General features: G+C 68.8%; 13 protein-coding genes. 6 read left to right on the top strand and 7 right to left on the bottom strand.

From position 1 onward, the window contains the following. Positions 1 to 129 precede the first annotated feature (129 nt). From AB0D12_RS33730 to AB0D12_RS33720, 3 genes are all read right to left on the bottom strand, one after another. Entirely contained in the window at positions 130 to 858 is a 729-nt protein-coding gene (locus tag AB0D12_RS33730; RefSeq protein ID WP_362691511.1) for a gamma-glutamyl-gamma-aminobutyrate hydrolase family protein, read from the bottom strand. Further along, complete coding sequence (locus AB0D12_RS33725) at positions 855 to 2,345, bottom strand: aldehyde dehydrogenase (RefSeq protein WP_362691529.1); 1,491 nt, start codon at positions 2,343 to 2,345, stop codon at positions 855 to 857. Before AB0D12_RS33725 ends, AB0D12_RS33730 begins: the two co-directional genes overlap by 4 nt. A gap of 164 nt (positions 2,346 to 2,509) precedes the next feature. Next, positions 2,510 to 3,082 (bottom strand): MarR family transcriptional regulator, encoded by a 573-nt coding sequence (locus AB0D12_RS33720; protein ID WP_327327707.1) that lies wholly within the window; start codon positions 3,080 to 3,082, stop codon positions 2,510 to 2,512. Positions 3,083 to 3,584: 502 nt separating this feature from the next. Here AB0D12_RS33720 and AB0D12_RS33715 point away from each other — a divergent pair. Further along, positions 3,585 to 4,379 carry an intradiol ring-cleavage dioxygenase gene (locus AB0D12_RS33715; RefSeq protein ID WP_362691508.1) on the top strand — a complete coding sequence of 265 codons (795 nt, stop codon included), beginning with the start codon at positions 3,585 to 3,587 and terminating at the stop codon, positions 4,377 to 4,379. Positions 4,380 to 4,798: 419 nt separating this feature from the next. Beyond that, the gene (locus AB0D12_RS33710; RefSeq protein WP_362691526.1) at positions 4,799 to 4,915 is read left to right on the top strand and encodes an RICIN domain-containing protein; all 117 of its coding nucleotides are present in this window, start codon (positions 4,799 to 4,801) and stop codon (positions 4,913 to 4,915) included. Positions 4,916 to 5,031: 116 nt separating this feature from the next. Here the strand turns inward: AB0D12_RS33710 and AB0D12_RS33705 are convergent, their stop codons facing one another. Continuing rightward, entirely contained in the window at positions 5,032 to 6,267 is a 1,236-nt protein-coding gene (locus tag AB0D12_RS33705; protein ID WP_362691523.1) for a YncE family protein, read from the bottom strand. 345 nt (positions 6,268 to 6,612) lie between these two features. Here AB0D12_RS33705 and AB0D12_RS33700 point away from each other — a divergent pair, with 345 nt between their 5' ends. Continuing rightward, positions 6,613 to 7,272: a TetR/AcrR family transcriptional regulator gene (locus tag AB0D12_RS33700; RefSeq protein ID WP_362691505.1), complete on the top strand. Its 660-nt coding sequence runs from the start codon at positions 6,613 to 6,615 to the stop codon at positions 7,270 to 7,272. Positions 7,273 to 7,375: 103 nt separating this feature from the next. Here AB0D12_RS33700 and AB0D12_RS33695 read toward each other — a convergent pair whose 3' ends face one another. Both AB0D12_RS33695 and AB0D12_RS33690 read right to left on the bottom strand, forming a co-directional pair. Beyond that, on the bottom strand, positions 7,376 to 8,011 hold the full coding sequence (locus tag AB0D12_RS33695; RefSeq protein ID WP_362691520.1) for a pyridoxamine 5'-phosphate oxidase family protein: 636 nt from the start codon (positions 8,009 to 8,011) through the stop codon (positions 7,376 to 7,378). Positions 8,012 to 8,049: 38 nt separating this feature from the next. Further along, positions 8,050 to 8,637 (bottom strand): hypothetical protein, encoded by a 588-nt coding sequence (locus tag AB0D12_RS33690; protein ID WP_362691502.1) that lies wholly within the window; start codon positions 8,635 to 8,637, stop codon positions 8,050 to 8,052. Positions 8,638 to 8,869: 232 nt separating this feature from the next. On the opposite strand from AB0D12_RS33690, the gene AB0D12_RS33685 reads away from it, so the two are divergent. From AB0D12_RS33685 to AB0D12_RS33675, 3 genes are all read left to right on the top strand, one after another. After that, on the top strand, positions 8,870 to 10,150 hold the full coding sequence (locus AB0D12_RS33685) for a helix-turn-helix domain-containing protein (protein ID WP_362691499.1): 1,281 nt from the start codon (positions 8,870 to 8,872) through the stop codon (positions 10,148 to 10,150). 283 nt (positions 10,151 to 10,433) lie between these two features. Beyond that, on the top strand, positions 10,434 to 10,634 hold the full coding sequence (locus AB0D12_RS33680; protein ID WP_362691496.1) for a hypothetical protein: 201 nt from the start codon (positions 10,434 to 10,436) through the stop codon (positions 10,632 to 10,634). Then, on the top strand, positions 10,634 to 12,238 hold the full coding sequence (locus AB0D12_RS33675) for a cation acetate symporter (RefSeq protein WP_362691493.1): 1,605 nt from the start codon (positions 10,634 to 10,636) through the stop codon (positions 12,236 to 12,238). The genes AB0D12_RS33680 and AB0D12_RS33675 overlap by 1 nt, the downstream gene beginning before the upstream one ends. Positions 12,239 to 12,276: 38 nt before the next feature. On the opposite strand, the gene AB0D12_RS33670 is transcribed toward AB0D12_RS33675, so the two are convergent. Next, positions 12,277 to 14,730 carry a SpoIIE family protein phosphatase gene (locus AB0D12_RS33670; RefSeq protein WP_362691490.1) on the bottom strand — a complete coding sequence of 818 codons (2,454 nt, stop codon included), beginning with the start codon at positions 14,728 to 14,730 and terminating at the stop codon, positions 12,277 to 12,279. Positions 14,731 to 14,732 lie beyond the last annotated feature (2 nt).

Genomic DNA, 14,732 nt, shown 5'->3' with positions numbered 1-14,732 from the left:
CTCACGGACAAACCCAGAGCCCGAACCCGGACCTCCCACCTGGCAGCACTTCGGCCCGCCGGATAGACCGACGGGCCGAATTCGCCAACGGCGTCTCATCAGGGATCCGGCCCCACATCTTTTGCTTTTTCACAGAAAGTCGCCTGCAGCCCGCACCAGCGCGTCAAAGAGCCGCTGCTGGACGGGATCCTCGTGTGCGGTGTCCTCGGGATGCCACTGCACGGCCGCGAACCAGCCCTGCGCTCCGGTGAGTTCCACAGCCTCGGGCGTGCCGTCGGCGGCAGTGGCAGTGATGTGCAGACCCTCACCGAGTCGGTCGACCCGCTGGTGGTGAAAGCAGGAGGCCTCGGTCTTCTCGACACCGGTGATCTGCGCGATCCGCGAACCGGGCCGCAGCGCTACGGGGTGCACCACATGGCGGTGCTCGCGCTCGCGACCGCCCATGTCCTGGTGCAGAGTGCCGCCGAGCACGGTGTTGACGACCTGGAGCCCCCGGCAGACGGCGAGCAGCGGAGAAGCAGTACGCAGCGCCTGACGGGCGACCTCGAGGTCGAAGCCGTCCTGCTCGTCGTCCACGTCGTACACGCTGTCGTGCCGGCCCGGGTCTCCGTAGCGGTGCGGGGCGAGGTCGCCTCCGCCGGGCAGCAGGACGCCGTCGAACCGGGCCAGTCGGGCCGCGACCCCGGCCGGATCGGCGATGCCTCCGGGGGCGTACGGATGGATGGTCACGGGCTCCCCGCCCGCCCGCCACACCGCATCGACGAGGGCACGGGCGTTGACCTCGGCGGCGTACCGCAGCGCGGACGTGGAGGCGGCGAAGCGGGCGGGGACCGCGATCAGGGGCCTTGGGGCTGTCACAGCCGGATCCAGGTCGTCTTGAGCTCGGTGTACTTCTCGAGGGCGTGGGCGGATTTGTCGCGGCCGTTGCCGGACTGCTTCATCCCGCCGAAGGGAACGGTCAGATCACCCTCCTCGTAGCAGTTGACCCAGACGGTGCCGGCCCTGAGGGCGCGCGAGACCCGGTGGGCGGTGGTGAGGTCGCTGGTCCAGAGGCCTGCTGCGAGGCCGTAGTCGGTGGCGTTGGCGAGCGCGACGGCCTCGTCGATGTCGTCGAACGTGAGCACGGACAGCACGGGACCGAAGATCTCGTTGCGGGCGAGCCGCATTGTGGGTTGCACCAGGTCGAAGACCGTCGGTTCCAGATAGCTGCCACCGGTCGCCGCGAGGGTGCGGGCCCCTCCGGTGCGCAGCCGTGCCCCCTCGACGACGCCGGCGCCGATGTGGTCCATGACGCGGCCCAGGTGGCCCTCGCCGACCAGGGCGCCCATCTCGGTGCCGGGGTCCAGCGGGTCGCCCACACGCAGAGCCTCCGCACGTTCGACGACGGCGTCGGTGATCTGCTCCGCGATGGAGGAGTGCACCAGCAGCCGGGACGGTGCGGTGCACATCTCGCCCTGGTTGAAAAAGATGCCCCAGGCGGCGGTGGCGGCGGCCCGGTCCAGGTCGGGAGCGTCGGGGAGGATGATGTTCGGCGACTTGCCGCCCAGCTCCAGCCAGACCCGCTTGAGGTTGGAGTCGGCGGCGTACCGCAGGAACTGCCGTCCCACGGCGGTCGATCCGGTGAAGGCGAGCACATCGACGTCGGGGTGGCGGCCGACGGCCCGGCCTGCGGTGGGGCCGTCACCGGTGACGACATTGAGGACACCCGGCGGCAGCCCGGCCTCGGTGGCGATGCGGCCCAGCATCAGGGCGGAGAGCGGGGAGCACTCGGAGGGCTTCAGCACGACCGTGCAGCCGGCGGCGAGCGCGGGCGCCACCTTCCAGGAGGCGAGGGTGAGCGGGAAGTTCCACGGGACCACCGCGCCGACGACCCCGGCGGGTTCCCGGGTGATGAGGGCCAGTGCGTCGGGGGCGGTGTGGGGCGATTCGTCGGTGAGTTTGTCGGCCAGCTGCCCGTACCAGCGGAAGGTGTTGATGGCGGCGCGCAGTTCGATGTCGTACGCGTCCTTGATGGGCTTGCCCATCTCCAGGCACACGGTGAGGGCGAGCTGCTCGCGCCGCTCCTCCAGCAGACCGGCGATCCGAAGCAGGGCGCGGCCGCGGTCGGCGGGAGCCAGTCGGGGCCAGGGGCCGCTGTCGAAGGCGCGTCGCGCCGCGGCCACGGCGAGGTCGACCTCGGCGGCCCGGGCATCGGCGACCTCGGTCAGTATCTGGCCGTCGCGGGGCGACACGGCCGGGAAGGTCGAGCCGCCGCCGGGCTCGTCGACGCCGTTGATGTGGTGCTGTGCGGGCAGCTCCATTTCCTTGGCCCGGCGCAGAAGTTCGTCAGGGGTGAGGCTCAGCATCATCCCTACTCCTCTCATCCGTTTGAGTTCAAACGATATGGAAATGCGCCTGCGCCGACAAGGGGCCGACCGCACTTGGGGCCGCAGGGACGGTGAGGCCGGGGGGTGTGAGACTGCGGGATCGTGTGCTGGGGGAGTGCGTGCTCAGGCCCGGGGGCGTTCGCTCATGCCTTCGGGCGCCGCCCGCTGCGCCGCCGTACCGGGGGAGCCCCGTCGAGCAGCTGCATCCGCCGCTCCTCGCCATGCGCCTCGATCTGCACGACGACGCGGCGCAGCGCGTCCGCCGTCTGCAGGCACTCCTCGTCGCTGAGCTGCTCGGCGACAAAGGCCTCCTCGGCGTTGAACTCCGGGAAGAGGCTGTGCATCTGTGCCTCGCCCTTGTCGGTGAGGGCCAGCAGCACCCGCCTGCCGTCGGTGGGGTGCTCGGTGCGCCTGACCAGTCCCCGCGACTCGAGGGTGCGCGCGACGCCCGTCAGCGTTCCCTTCGAAATCCCCGCTTCCTCGGCCACCTGGCGGGTCTCCATCTCGCCCCAGATCCATACGACCCACAGCACAACGAAGCCGGTCCAGGTCAGATCGGAGCCGCGCAGCACGGAGTTCTCCACATGCTGGCGCACCGCCGCGGCCGCGCGGTGGATGTTGCCCACCATGGCCATCTGCTCGTGCCGGATCGGCGTGTCGCCCAGCTTGGCCCGGACCATCCGCTCGGTCTCAGTGATGGATCGCTGACCAGGCACGAACCCTCCTCCGAATGATCGCGGCTGTTCGGACTCGAATTATAGGTGGGCGCCGGCCGGGCCCATTTTTTTGCGGGTCCCGGCGGTGTGCTGCATGGGCGCGGACGATGGTGGAGTCCACCGCGACGACCCGGTCCAGGTTTCATGGCGTCGGCCTGGCCGGCAGGTCGTCTCCTTCTGTAGCACGTCGAGGGCCGGTAAAGACTTCGAATGTCTTCGAAAGGCCCCCAGCGGAAGGGGAGTTGCGCGCTGGGGCGCTGCGGTTCGGGCGCGGGTGCAGGTCAGTCCCTGCTTCAAGTCCGAGCAGCCCAAGTGCCGAGAGGTGATCCCCGACAGACGGCAAAGTCCATGTGGTCTGGACGACTGGCACACGGCCGGGCAGGCTCGCCCGCACAGCGTCCGCACTCAACCGCTACGTCGGTGGCCGCCCGTACCGCAGAAATCGTTTGTGGCCAAAAGACGTCCTTGTCATGCACACGGCATGCGCCTACCTTTTCGGTCCATGAGTGAATCCCCCCACCCCCAGAGCGAGCCGTCCAACGGCCGCGAGAACGCATCCCGTCGCGCAGTTCTCACCGGACTCGGCGCTACCGCACTGTCACTGGCCGCCGCAGGACTCGCGGCCCCCGAAGGGCTCGGGACGAGCCCGCAAAGCGAACAGGCACCGGCGGCCGCCAAGCTCGAAGCCGCGTGCGTACTGACTCCAGAACAGACAGAAGGCCCCTACTACCTGGACCTTGAGACGGTCCGCAAGAACATCACCGAAGGCAAACCCGGAGTGCCGCTGACCCTGCGCACCACGGTGATCGACACCAGAACCTGTGCCCCGCTCCCGGATGTCGCCGTCGACATCTGGCACTGCGACGCGCGGGGGATCTACTCCGGCTACGTCGCCGGGGGCTCGACCCCGGACACCACCTTCCTACGCGGTGTTCAGCTCACCAACTCCAGTGGTGTCGCCGAGTTCACCACCATCTACCCCGGCTGGTACGTCGGCCGCGCCCTGCACATCCACCTCAAGACGCATGTCGGCGGCACCGTCTCCGGCGGCACGTACGAGGGCGGGCACGTCTCCCACACCGGCCAGCTGTACTTCCCCGAGAACTACAACACCCAGGTCGCCGCCCTCACCCCGTACCGGACCAACACCGCCCGCCGCACGCTCAACGCCCAGGACGGCATCTACCGCAACGGTGGATCGTCGACGCTGCTCACCATCACCCTGGTCGGCAGCACGCTCAGCCAAGGTGTCATCGGCACTGTGGTGCTCGGCATCGACCCCACCGCAACTCCCTGAAGAGATCGGTGACCTGATCGGGTTCGTAACGGCGCAGCCGCCGGCCGACGGCTGCGCCGTCCCATTGGCTCACTCGCAGTCCACCCGGTACAGCCGGGCCGGACAGAAACAGCGTGGATCACCGCGTGGCCGGCCGCCCGCTGCCGGCCACAGGATCGACATCCCTTGACTGCGCCATTGGTGTAGTCCACTCTTGGCGCTCGCAAGGGGTCGGATCACTACCACCCGGAGGGTGATGATGGCGGTCTCGTTACGTCCTCGGTTCCCGCAACGGCTGCTTCACCGCCTGCGCGGCTGGACCGTGCTGGGTGCCACCGGCACGCTGCTCGGCGCCTCGCTCGGTGTCCTCACTCCCGGGACTGCCACGGCACAGCCCTCGACATCCTCGGACGCCTTCAACAGCCTGACCGCGCAAAGTCATCCGGAGTGGATGGGGCAAATGCCTCGACGTCCCGGGCGCGTCCACCACCGATGGGGTCCAGCTGGTGATCTGGACCTGCCAAGGTGGCGCCAACCAGCGGTGGTTCCTGCGCTGAGCCGGTGCCCGGCAATCGTTGTGATTGCCGGGTAGCGGGATTCCGACGGCGGCGGCCATCACGAGTCTGATGCCCCATCATCCGGGGCGCTGTGACGAGCAGGCCTCGGCAGGAGGTCAGCTCGTGGAAGGGCTGGTCCAGTCGGCTGCCACATGGGCGATGCGTACACGCTGCGGGTGGTCGCCGACCGCTACGGACGCGACCTTCTTGCCGGTGGCGAAGTCGATCGCGGTAACACGGTCGGCGCCGCTCTCGGAGATGACGCAGGATGCACCGTCGCCGCTCACGGTCGCCCAGTACGGCTTCGAGGCCGGCACCAGCGGCCCCTCCCGGAGCGAGGCCCGGTCGACGATCGTCGCGTAGTCGTCCATGGTCCCGGCGATGCACAGCTTGTCGCCCGCGGAGTTCATCGACATACCGTGGTGGCGGGAGTCGTTGACCCATGTGGTGCGGTCTTCGCTGGTCGTGGGGTTCTTCGGCAGCGTCTTCGCCCGGGTGATCCGGTCGGATGCGACGTCGTACTCGAGGAAGCCGTTGAAGAAGGAGACCTGGAAGTAGAGCTTGGACTGGTCCGGTGTGAAGGCGACGGGGCGGACCGCGTCGGAGAGGTCCTTGCGGCCGAAGGCGTCGAGTCGCGAGCGCATGTCGATGACCTTCACTTCCTTGAAGGTGGTGGCATCGACGACGGTGATCCGGCGGTCGCCCTTCGTCCAGTCCATCGCGGGGTCGTCGAGGGCGGTGTTGACCTCGCCGATCGACATGTTCCAGAGGTACTTGCCGCCGTCGGTGAAGACGTTCTCGTGCGGTTTGTCGCCGGTCTTGAACGACCCGAGCTGCTTGCCGGTCCGGATGTCGAGCACATGGACGGTATTGGAGGTCGAGGCCGAGACGGCGACGCGGGTGCCGTCGGGGGACACCGCCATGTGGTCGGAGCGGTATCCGGAGACGGGGAAGCGCCAGTTGATCCGGCCGGTGGCCAGATCGATCGACACGACGTCGGCGAAGCTCGGGCGGGAGACGACCATCGCTGAGCCGTCCGGTGTGGAGTACATGTCGTCGACGAACTGGTCGTGTCCCTCGCCGGGGCCGTTGCGGATGCCGAGGAAGTAGATGAGCTTGACCGGGTTGAGGTAGATCTCCGCGAGCCGCTGGTCCTTGTCCGGTATGACGTTGATGCGGCCGATCCTGGCGAAGTCGCCGTGGGACGCGATGACGTCGGCGGTACCGTCCCAGTTGTTGCCCACGAACATCACCTCCTTGAGGCCGACGGCGCCGACATGTGCGGCGGTGCCGGGCGTTGCTCGAGGCGCGGCCGGCGCGGCGGCCGCTGTCGCGGAGCCTGCGACGGCCATGGTGAAAGCCGCGGCGACGGCGCCGAGCGAGCGCAGGGACGGGCAGCGCTGGGGGACACCTACGGAGACGATCCGCTGTGAACGCCGCCTTGTGGGCAGAGACATCGTCGTTCCTTCCGTGGGGGGCGAGTTGGACCTCGTGGTGCGGAAGTGGTGCTGTCGGTGCCGGACGTCGCAGTGGAGCGAGGTGGGTTGAGCTTCGACCGCGGCTTGAGCGGACAGCTGGGCCCCGGCCAATCTGAATACGCGACCTTTCAGATTGGGCTACTGGAAAGTAACGAGGGGCGGGACACTCCACAAGGCTCACGACGCGAGAAAATGGTGCCGACCGACGAGGGAGGGTCAGTGGCGGGCAGGCTCAGACAACCGACTGGCCGTTACGCGGGCAGGTCCGCCGAGGAACGGCAGGCCGAGCGGCGTCAGCGGTTCCTCGCTGCCGGACTCCAGCTCTTCGGCGACAGCCCCGGCTACCGTGCCACGACCGTGGCCGCTTTGAGCGAGGCCGCGGGACTGTCCACGCGTCAGTTCTACGAGGAGTTCCGCACCCTCGAAGACGTGCTCGCCGCTCTGCACCTGCAGGTCAACGACTGGGCGGAGGAGGCCGCCCTGGCCGCGCTCGCCGATGTCGACGGTCTGCCGATCGCGGAGCGGGCCGCGGCGGCCTTCCGCGCCTATGCCGCCAACGTCACCGGCGACCCACGCCGTATCCGGATCACTTTCGTCGAGATCATCGGTGTCAGTCCGCGGCTGGAGGAGCAGCGTCTTTCCCGGCGCTCCCGCTGGGTGGATTTCATCTGCGGGGAAGCTGCGGCGGCGGTCGAGCGCGGTGAGGCCGCGCCGCGTGACTACCGGGTCGCCGCGGCGGCCTTCATCGGAAGTGTGAACGGTCTCCTGCACGACTGGAGGGCCGGCTGGGTGGACGCGACGCTCGACCAGGTCGTCAACGAGCTCGTGCTGTTGCTGCTGGGCATCGTCCGTCCGGCCGGCCAGTGGCCCGGCGCATAGCGTGCCCTCGGGGCAACGAAGGTGCTTGCCCCGTGAGTCGCCGACGGGCGCGACTGCGAAGACGTAGCGAAACGCTTTGCAAGAGGGTCCGGCTCGTCCTCCGTCAGCTCCGTAGCCACAGGCGACGGAGCCGCCGGGATCCCGCAGTGCTATCGCCGGAGTCGGCTCCGGACGCCGCGGGGTAAGCGGGCTCGCGTTCGGTGAAGTACGCGGCATCCTTGGGGCGATCCGTTTCCGAGGCGCGCGGCCGTGGAGCGGGTTCCAGGTGGGGGATGTGTTTGGAGCAGTGGACATACGCCTCCTCGACCGTCATGTGTATCCACATCTGCGGCTGTCGGCCGGGTGCTGTGTCCCTCGGGAGGCGGGGGTACTCGGCTCGTTGCTCCTGTTCGGTGCGCAGCTCGGCCGACCCGTTGATGTGCAGGCCTATGTGGTGGCGAGTGAAGTCGATGAAGAGCAGACCGAGATGAGGGTTCTCGGTGATGTTTCCGACGCTGGCCAGTACGCCGTTGCCGCGGTATTCGGGGTAGGTCAATGTGCGGTCGTCAAGCGCGATGACGAACCCGGGCGGCCCGGCGCGGAAGGTGGAGTCACAGGCGCCACCAGCGTCGGCTGTGGACAGGAACACCATGGTCTGACTGGCTATGAACTCCCGCATGGGGGGCGTGAGGAAGTCATGCATCTGCCGGTCGTAGAAGTCGGCTGCGCGGTCGGCGGTGCCGAACTGCTTCTGCACCATTCGCTCGCCGGGGGAGCCGATGGTCTCGTCGTGTGGGGTCACGGCTGGTGGGTCTCCTCCTGAGAGCGAGCAAGGTCCAACTGCCAGGACAGGACGGGGACATCCCGGGGTGTCGCAGTGCATCCGCGTCCGTGGCGGTCCGCGCCGCAGTATGACTCATGGGCACCGCGGCCATACGGGGTGGCTACTGAGGCAGGCTTCATACTGGTCCGCGGTGCCGAGCTCGTCCAGCATCTGGGGCAACGAGCTCTGCTGACCAACGATGTGCTGATCGCAAACAGCGAAAGGCGGTTCGACCGGCCGCGGCCGACCAGGGTCAGCGCCCCCTGTTTCCGCTCGGTGATGGCCGCGACCGGCCGCCGGGAGCGCTCCGCGGCGGGAACGGGGCGTTGAACGAAGTCCGCGATCAGACGGCGCGTGACACCGGGCGCGATCAGCGCGTCACCGGCGGCGACCAAGCGGATCGCCGCGAGGATGTCGTTCAGTGTCATGTCCTTGACCGCGATTCCGCTCGCGCCGGCGCGGAGGGCGCCGTAGACGTGCTCGGCCTCGTCGAACGTGGTCAGGACCAGGACGTGGGTCGTGGCGGGCCCGGCGGTGAGGCCGGTCGTCGGCGAGCACGACACGAACGGTTATCAGGCCCCCCTGCCGGCGCCGCAACCTGCGCGGAATCATCACGGTTTGGCTGAGCCCTCGCCCCGAGCTAACCAACTGCTTAGCATGGTGGCTCCCTGGAAGGTGCCGCCTGCTTCCGCGCACCGGCGGCTGACCCGGTGGAGGTCGCACGGCGCCCCGTCCAGCTCACGACATGGCGGCTCGCCGTGGTGTTCTCGCACGCCCCGTCCACCTGGAGGGTCCATGCACACCAGTCCTCGCACCCACGACGCAGTCGTCAGCGGCCCGCTTATCGATGGCATCACGGATTCCTCTCCCCTCCAGCTCTTCGACCGTGCCTGCCGGCACCTTCTGGGGCGTGGCACGGAGTTCGCCGACAGCGTGGTGGAGAAGATCCGCGCCGAGGTGCCGTACTACGCCGACCTGGTGCTGGCACCGCCCGACCTGAGGCAGTCCGTGGGCACCGGCGTGCGCCACGGGCTGGAAGCCAGCCTGGATCCGACCAGGATCGTGGGCGTCGAGCGCTACACAAGAGAGCTCGGTATAAGACGCGCCCAACAGGGCCGTCCTCTCGACGAGGTGCTGCACGCCTTCCGTGTCGCCGGTTCGGAGGTGTGGGGCGGGATCATCAGCGTGGTGGAGCGGGACGGACTCGGCGACTCGCGCCAACTGGTACACGTGGCCGAGCTGGTGTGGAAGAGCAACGACCGCGACGCCGTTCTTGTCGCCGACGCTTACCGGCAGGTCGCCGAGGGCGTCGCCAGCCGGCACGGTGAACGCGTCCGCCTGGTCCTCGCCGCCTTGCTGGAGAACCGCAGCGAACCCGAGTTCACCCGGGATGCAGCGGCGATCCTCGATCTGCCGCTCGGCGGACGCTTCGCGGTAGCGGCGGTACGGGCCACACCGCCGTACGGCCGCGCGCCCAGGACCGTTCCGGAGGTGCGCGGCATCCGGATCCTGCGCCACACCCGCCCCCAGGGCGATGTCCTCGTCGCCCACCTGGGGGACCGTCCCCTGGACGTGCTCGCCTCCGGTCTGGCCGCCGGTCCCGGGCTGCGTATCGGGATCAGCCCGGTCGTCCAGGGTCTGGACAGCCTGTCCCGTGCGCGTGACATGGCTGAACTCGCCGTTCGCACCTGCCGGGCCGACGGTGACATAGCCCGGCTCGACTCCTGCCTGCCCGACGGGCTCCTGATCTCACGGCCCGATCTGTCAGCCGAACTGGCCCACCAGGTGCTCCGGCCCCTGTACGACCTTGAACCCGCCGATCGCGACACGCTCTTCGACACCCTCGGTATCTGGATGGAGAACGGCGGCTCCGCCGTCCAGACCGCCCGGCACATGTTCTGCCATCGCAACACCGTGCTCAACCGTCTCCGCCGCATCGAGCAGATCACCGGACTCGCTCTGTCCCGCCCTCGTGATCTGGTGCAACTCACCCTCGCGCTCGACGCGCACCGCCTGCTCGGACCAGCCGCCGTACTTGGCACCCCGTACGAAGGGAACCCGCTGCCGTCCGCCTGACCTCGGATGCCCATCCCTGGCCGATGGGCGTCGGCGCAGGCGGCGCCGGGCTCGCACGGCACGGCTGAATGGGCATCCGCACAATGACCCCATGCCGACGTTGGGAGCGGACAACAAGGCGAGCACAGCGCGTGGACCGGCCATGGCCGCACGTGTTCTGGTGAGCCCCGCATTGAGGTGATCCGCCCTCATCCCTGCCCGCCAGGAGAACGTCATGGCTCAACAACAGGCCGCCCCGCTTCATCATCAACCACGGCCGCATCGTCCAGGTGTCGCTTTCGCCGTGGTCAATGGACTGACCTTCGGCGTACATCTGCTGCTCGCCTGCTCTGCTGCCGACTTCATGGCCACTCGCATCTGGGGAGAGATCAACGTCGGCGTGCTGGCAGTCCTTCTCCAGGGGGCCCTCCTGCTGTGGACGGCGGCGCGGTACGACCGGCGTGCCGGTGAGCTCGTACCGAACGACCAGGACGTGGAGTACTGATGATTCCTGACGTCCTGCTCGCCGTGCCCGGCACCCTGGACACGGACACGCGCTCCCTGGTTCTCGTGGGCTTCTTGACGTTGATCGTCCCCATACTGTTCATCTGCGTTCTCAGCGGCCCTGAGAGGGACCGTGTCAACGAGTTCTACACAGCAGGCCGGAGGCTGCAGCCGCTGCGGGGAGCCCTCGTACTGTCCGGGGCATACCTGTCCGCGGCCACGGTGCTCGGCACCACGGGAAGCGTCGCGATCTTTGGCTACGACGGTCTGTTCATCGCCCTGTGCACCGTACTTTCACTCGGCGTGCTCCTCCTGCTGGCCGCCCCCCTGCGCGAGCGCGGCAGCTACACCTTGGGCGACACCTTCGCTCTCCGGGCTCCAGGGCCCGCGGTACGGATGGCGGTCGCCGTCGTGACCTTGAGCGCATGCGTCCCCTACCTGGTCGTGCAACTGTCCGGTGCGGGAGCGACCACCGCGATGCTGCTGGGGCTGTCCGGGCCGGGCGCCGAACAGACAGCCATCGTCATGATCGGCGCACTGGTCGTCTGCGCCACAGCGTTCGGCGGTATGCGCGGGACCGTGGCACTTCAGGTGATCAAAACGGTGGTGCTGCTCTGCATGGCCGTGGCTGTAACAGCTGTGCTGCTGCATCGCTTTCACTGGAGCAGCGACTCCCTGATCGACGCCGCCGGAAAGGGCAGTGGCCGCCCGGCCGTCTATATGCGTCCCGGCCTCCGATTCGCCGGCAGCACCGGCCCCCGAGGCACACTTGACTTCGTCGGCCTGATGATCACCATCGTGCTGGGTGTGGCCTGCATGCCCCACGTTGCCATGCAGCTCAACGCAGCGCCCGACGCTGCCACCGCACGTCGTACGGTGCGCCACACCGTCGGCATCGTCGGTGCTTTCTGCCTCGCCACAGCTGTGACGGGATTCGCGGCCGCCGCGTTGATCGGCGCCCCGGTAATCCTGGCCGCGGATCCGGGAGGCAACAGCAGCCTGCTGATGCTCACCAGCGAACTGGCGGGCGGCTCGTCCATCCACACGGGCGGGGCACTCCTCGTCGTCCTGGTCTCCTCCGCGGTGTTCCTCACCACGCTGTCGGTGGTTGCGAGCGTCACCCTGGCGGCCGCCGGGGCGATCGCCCACGACATGTACACGCATGTCCTGTTCCGTGGGCGCACGACCGAGGGGCGAGAGGTGGCCGCCGCACGTTATGCGTCCGCCGGCGTCGGAGTCCTGAGCATCGGGCTGGCGGTCTGGGTGCAGGGCTGGAACATGGGTTTCCTGTCGGCTCTCGCTCTGGCGGTGGCTGCTTCCTGCCTGCTGCCGGCGCTGGTGTACTCGCTTTTCTGGAGCGGCTACACGCGAACTGGGCTGTTCTGGACACTGTATGGAGGCCTGTGCTGCGCCATCGGGCTGCAGATATCCGGCCCGGTCTTCTCGGGCACCCCCTGGGCGTTCTTCCCGAATTGGCACCTCAACTGGTTCCCGCTCCAGACGGTCGTCCTCGTGTCGATGCCGGCCGCTTTCCTGCTCGGCTGGCTGGGCAGCGTCGTGGGAAGGGGGCGGGTGCAGGCGGTCGCGGAGCCTGTCAGGGCTTAGGGCGGCGGCCTGCTCGCCGATAGGCATCAGCGGAGATCTCACGTTGCCGACGTGGCGGGCAGCGGCTGTTCGGCCCAGATGGTCTTGCCGTCACGCGTGTACCGGGTGCCCCACCGCTCGGTGAGCTGGGCCACCAGGAAGAGTCCGCGACCGCCCTCGTCGGTGGTGCGGGCCCGGCGGAGATGTGGCGAGGTGCTGCTGGTGTCGGACACTTCGCAGATGAGGTGGCGGTCACGGATGAGTCGTAGGCCGACCGGCCCCTCCCCGTACCTGTAGGCGTTGGTGACCAGCTCGCTGACGATCAGCTCGGTGGTGAAGACCATCTCGTCCAGCCCCCACTCGGTCAGCTGGGATGCCACCAGCATGCGGCCCTGAGCAGCGGCGGTGGGCTCCAGGGGCAGCTCCCACGCAGCCACCTTCTCCCTGGCCAGGACGCGGGTACGAGCGAGGAGCAGTGCCACATCGTCGGCAACGTCATCGGTCGGCCGGTCGTGCAGCAACGCGTCCTCCACCGCGCTGCACGTGTCCTCCAACGAGCGGGCGGGCACGCTCAGCGCCCCGCACAGAGCCGCCAGACTCTCGTCGACGTCTCGCTTGTGGCCCTGGATGAGGCCGTCGGTGTAGAGGGCCAGGAGGCTGCCTTCGGCCAGTTCCAGCTCGGCGGCCTCGAACGGCAGCCCGCCCAGGCCGAGCGGCGGACCGGCAGGCAGGTCGAGGAGGCGCACCTGCCCGTCCGGGTCCACCACCGCCGGCGGCGGGTGACCGGCGCGGGCCAGGGCGCAGTGCCTCGACACCGGGTCGTAGACCGCGTACAGGCAGGTTGCGCCAATGACTTGAGGGAAATGTTCGTCCTTCGGCTCCTGCTCGGCGGCCAGGCGGTCCACGAGATCATCGAGGTGGGAGAGGACCTCGTCCGGGGTGAGGTCGAGGTTGGCCAGGGTGTGTACGGCGGTGCGCAGCCGGCCCATGGTGGCCGCCGCGTTGATACCGCGGCCGACCACGTCGCCGACAACGAGGGCGACGCGAAGCCCGGAGAGTGGAATGACATCGAACCAGTCACCACCGACGCCGGTCGTGGCGTCAGCCGGCAGGTAGCGGTGGGCGATTTCGACCGCGGGGTGACTGGGCACCTCGTGCGGGAGCAGGCTGTGCTGCAGGGTGAGCGCCGTGTCGTGCTGCTGGGTGTAGCGGCGTGCGTTGTCGATGCAGACCGCGGCGCGGGAGGCGAACTCCTCGGCGAGTGTGAGGTCGTCCTCCTCGAACGGGTCGATCCGTCGCCACCGCCACAGGCTGAGCAGACCCAGCACGAGCCCCCGCGCGACCAGCGGCACCACCATCAGCGAGGGGTTACCCAGGCTGAGGACGCGCTCAGCACGCTCCGGGTCCTTGGAGAGCCATCCGGTGACGCCTTCCTGATGCGCGTCGATGACCGGACGCCGCTCGGCCAGGCACCGCGCTTGCAGACTCGCCGGCGGGATGTGAATCGTGCGGCCCACCGGATACATCACCTCTGGCGCGTCCGGCAGGATGCTGCGGATGGCCATGCGGCGCACGGTTCCGAGTACCTCCTGGCTGGGCTCTTCGCCGCGGGCCACCGGCTCCAGCAGGTCCACGGAGACGCAGTCGGAGAGGTCCGGGACCGCAACTTCGGCCAGCTCACTCGCCGTCCTCGCCACGTCCAGCGTGGTCCCGATGCGGGCGCTGGCCTCGTTGAGCAGGGCGAGCCGATGGCGGGCCCGATACCGGTCGGTCACATCCTCGACCGTCTGCGTCACGCCGAGGATCCGTCCGGAGGGGTCCTCCATCCGGAATGCCGATATCGACACGAACAGCTCATGGTCCGGGTCCCGCCGCAGGACGCAGGGCTGCTCGGTGGAGATCGAGGACCGGCCCGTCTCCAGTACCTCCCGCAACTGTGTCACCACTGTTTCGGAGTCCCGCTGGATGAGGAAGTCGCCGGTGCGGAGCCCCCGGTGCGCCTCGACCGGTATCTGACTGAACCTCGCGATCGCCCGGTTCACCCGCAGGATGCTCAGGTCCGGGGCGAAGACGGCCAGACCGATCGGGGAGCGGCGGAACAACCCGTCCAGGACCGACCGGTCCGTCTCCCACTGGACGACCTCCTCGGCCGGCGCAGCGACGAGAAACCACTCGCAGTGGGAGTTTCCCTTCATGATCGCCCCGGCCCGGCACCCCAGCTCCACACGATGACCGTCGCGGTGCCGTACGGGCACCACCCCGAACCAGCACCACCCCCGGTCGCGTACGCACGCCGCCACGGCGTCCAGGACGACGTCGTTGTCGCGGGGGTCGACCAGCAAACCGAGCGCCTTCCGCCCGAGGACTTCCTCCGGCGGGTAGCCGAGCAGCGCCTCGGCCTGCTTGCTCCAGCCGACGATCGTCCCGCGGTCGTCCAGCACCGACGAAGCCGCACGCCACACCGCGAACGGGTCTTCCGGGCCCTCGCTGAACGTCGTCACCGGTGTGTCCATCG

Source organism: Streptomyces sp. NPDC048479, assembly GCF_040651435.1.
Lineage (GTDB): Bacteria > Actinomycetota > Actinomycetes > Streptomycetales > Streptomycetaceae > Streptomyces.
The sequence above is the reverse complement of the archived record's forward strand: the minus strand, read 5'-3'. Positions and strand labels throughout refer to the sequence as shown.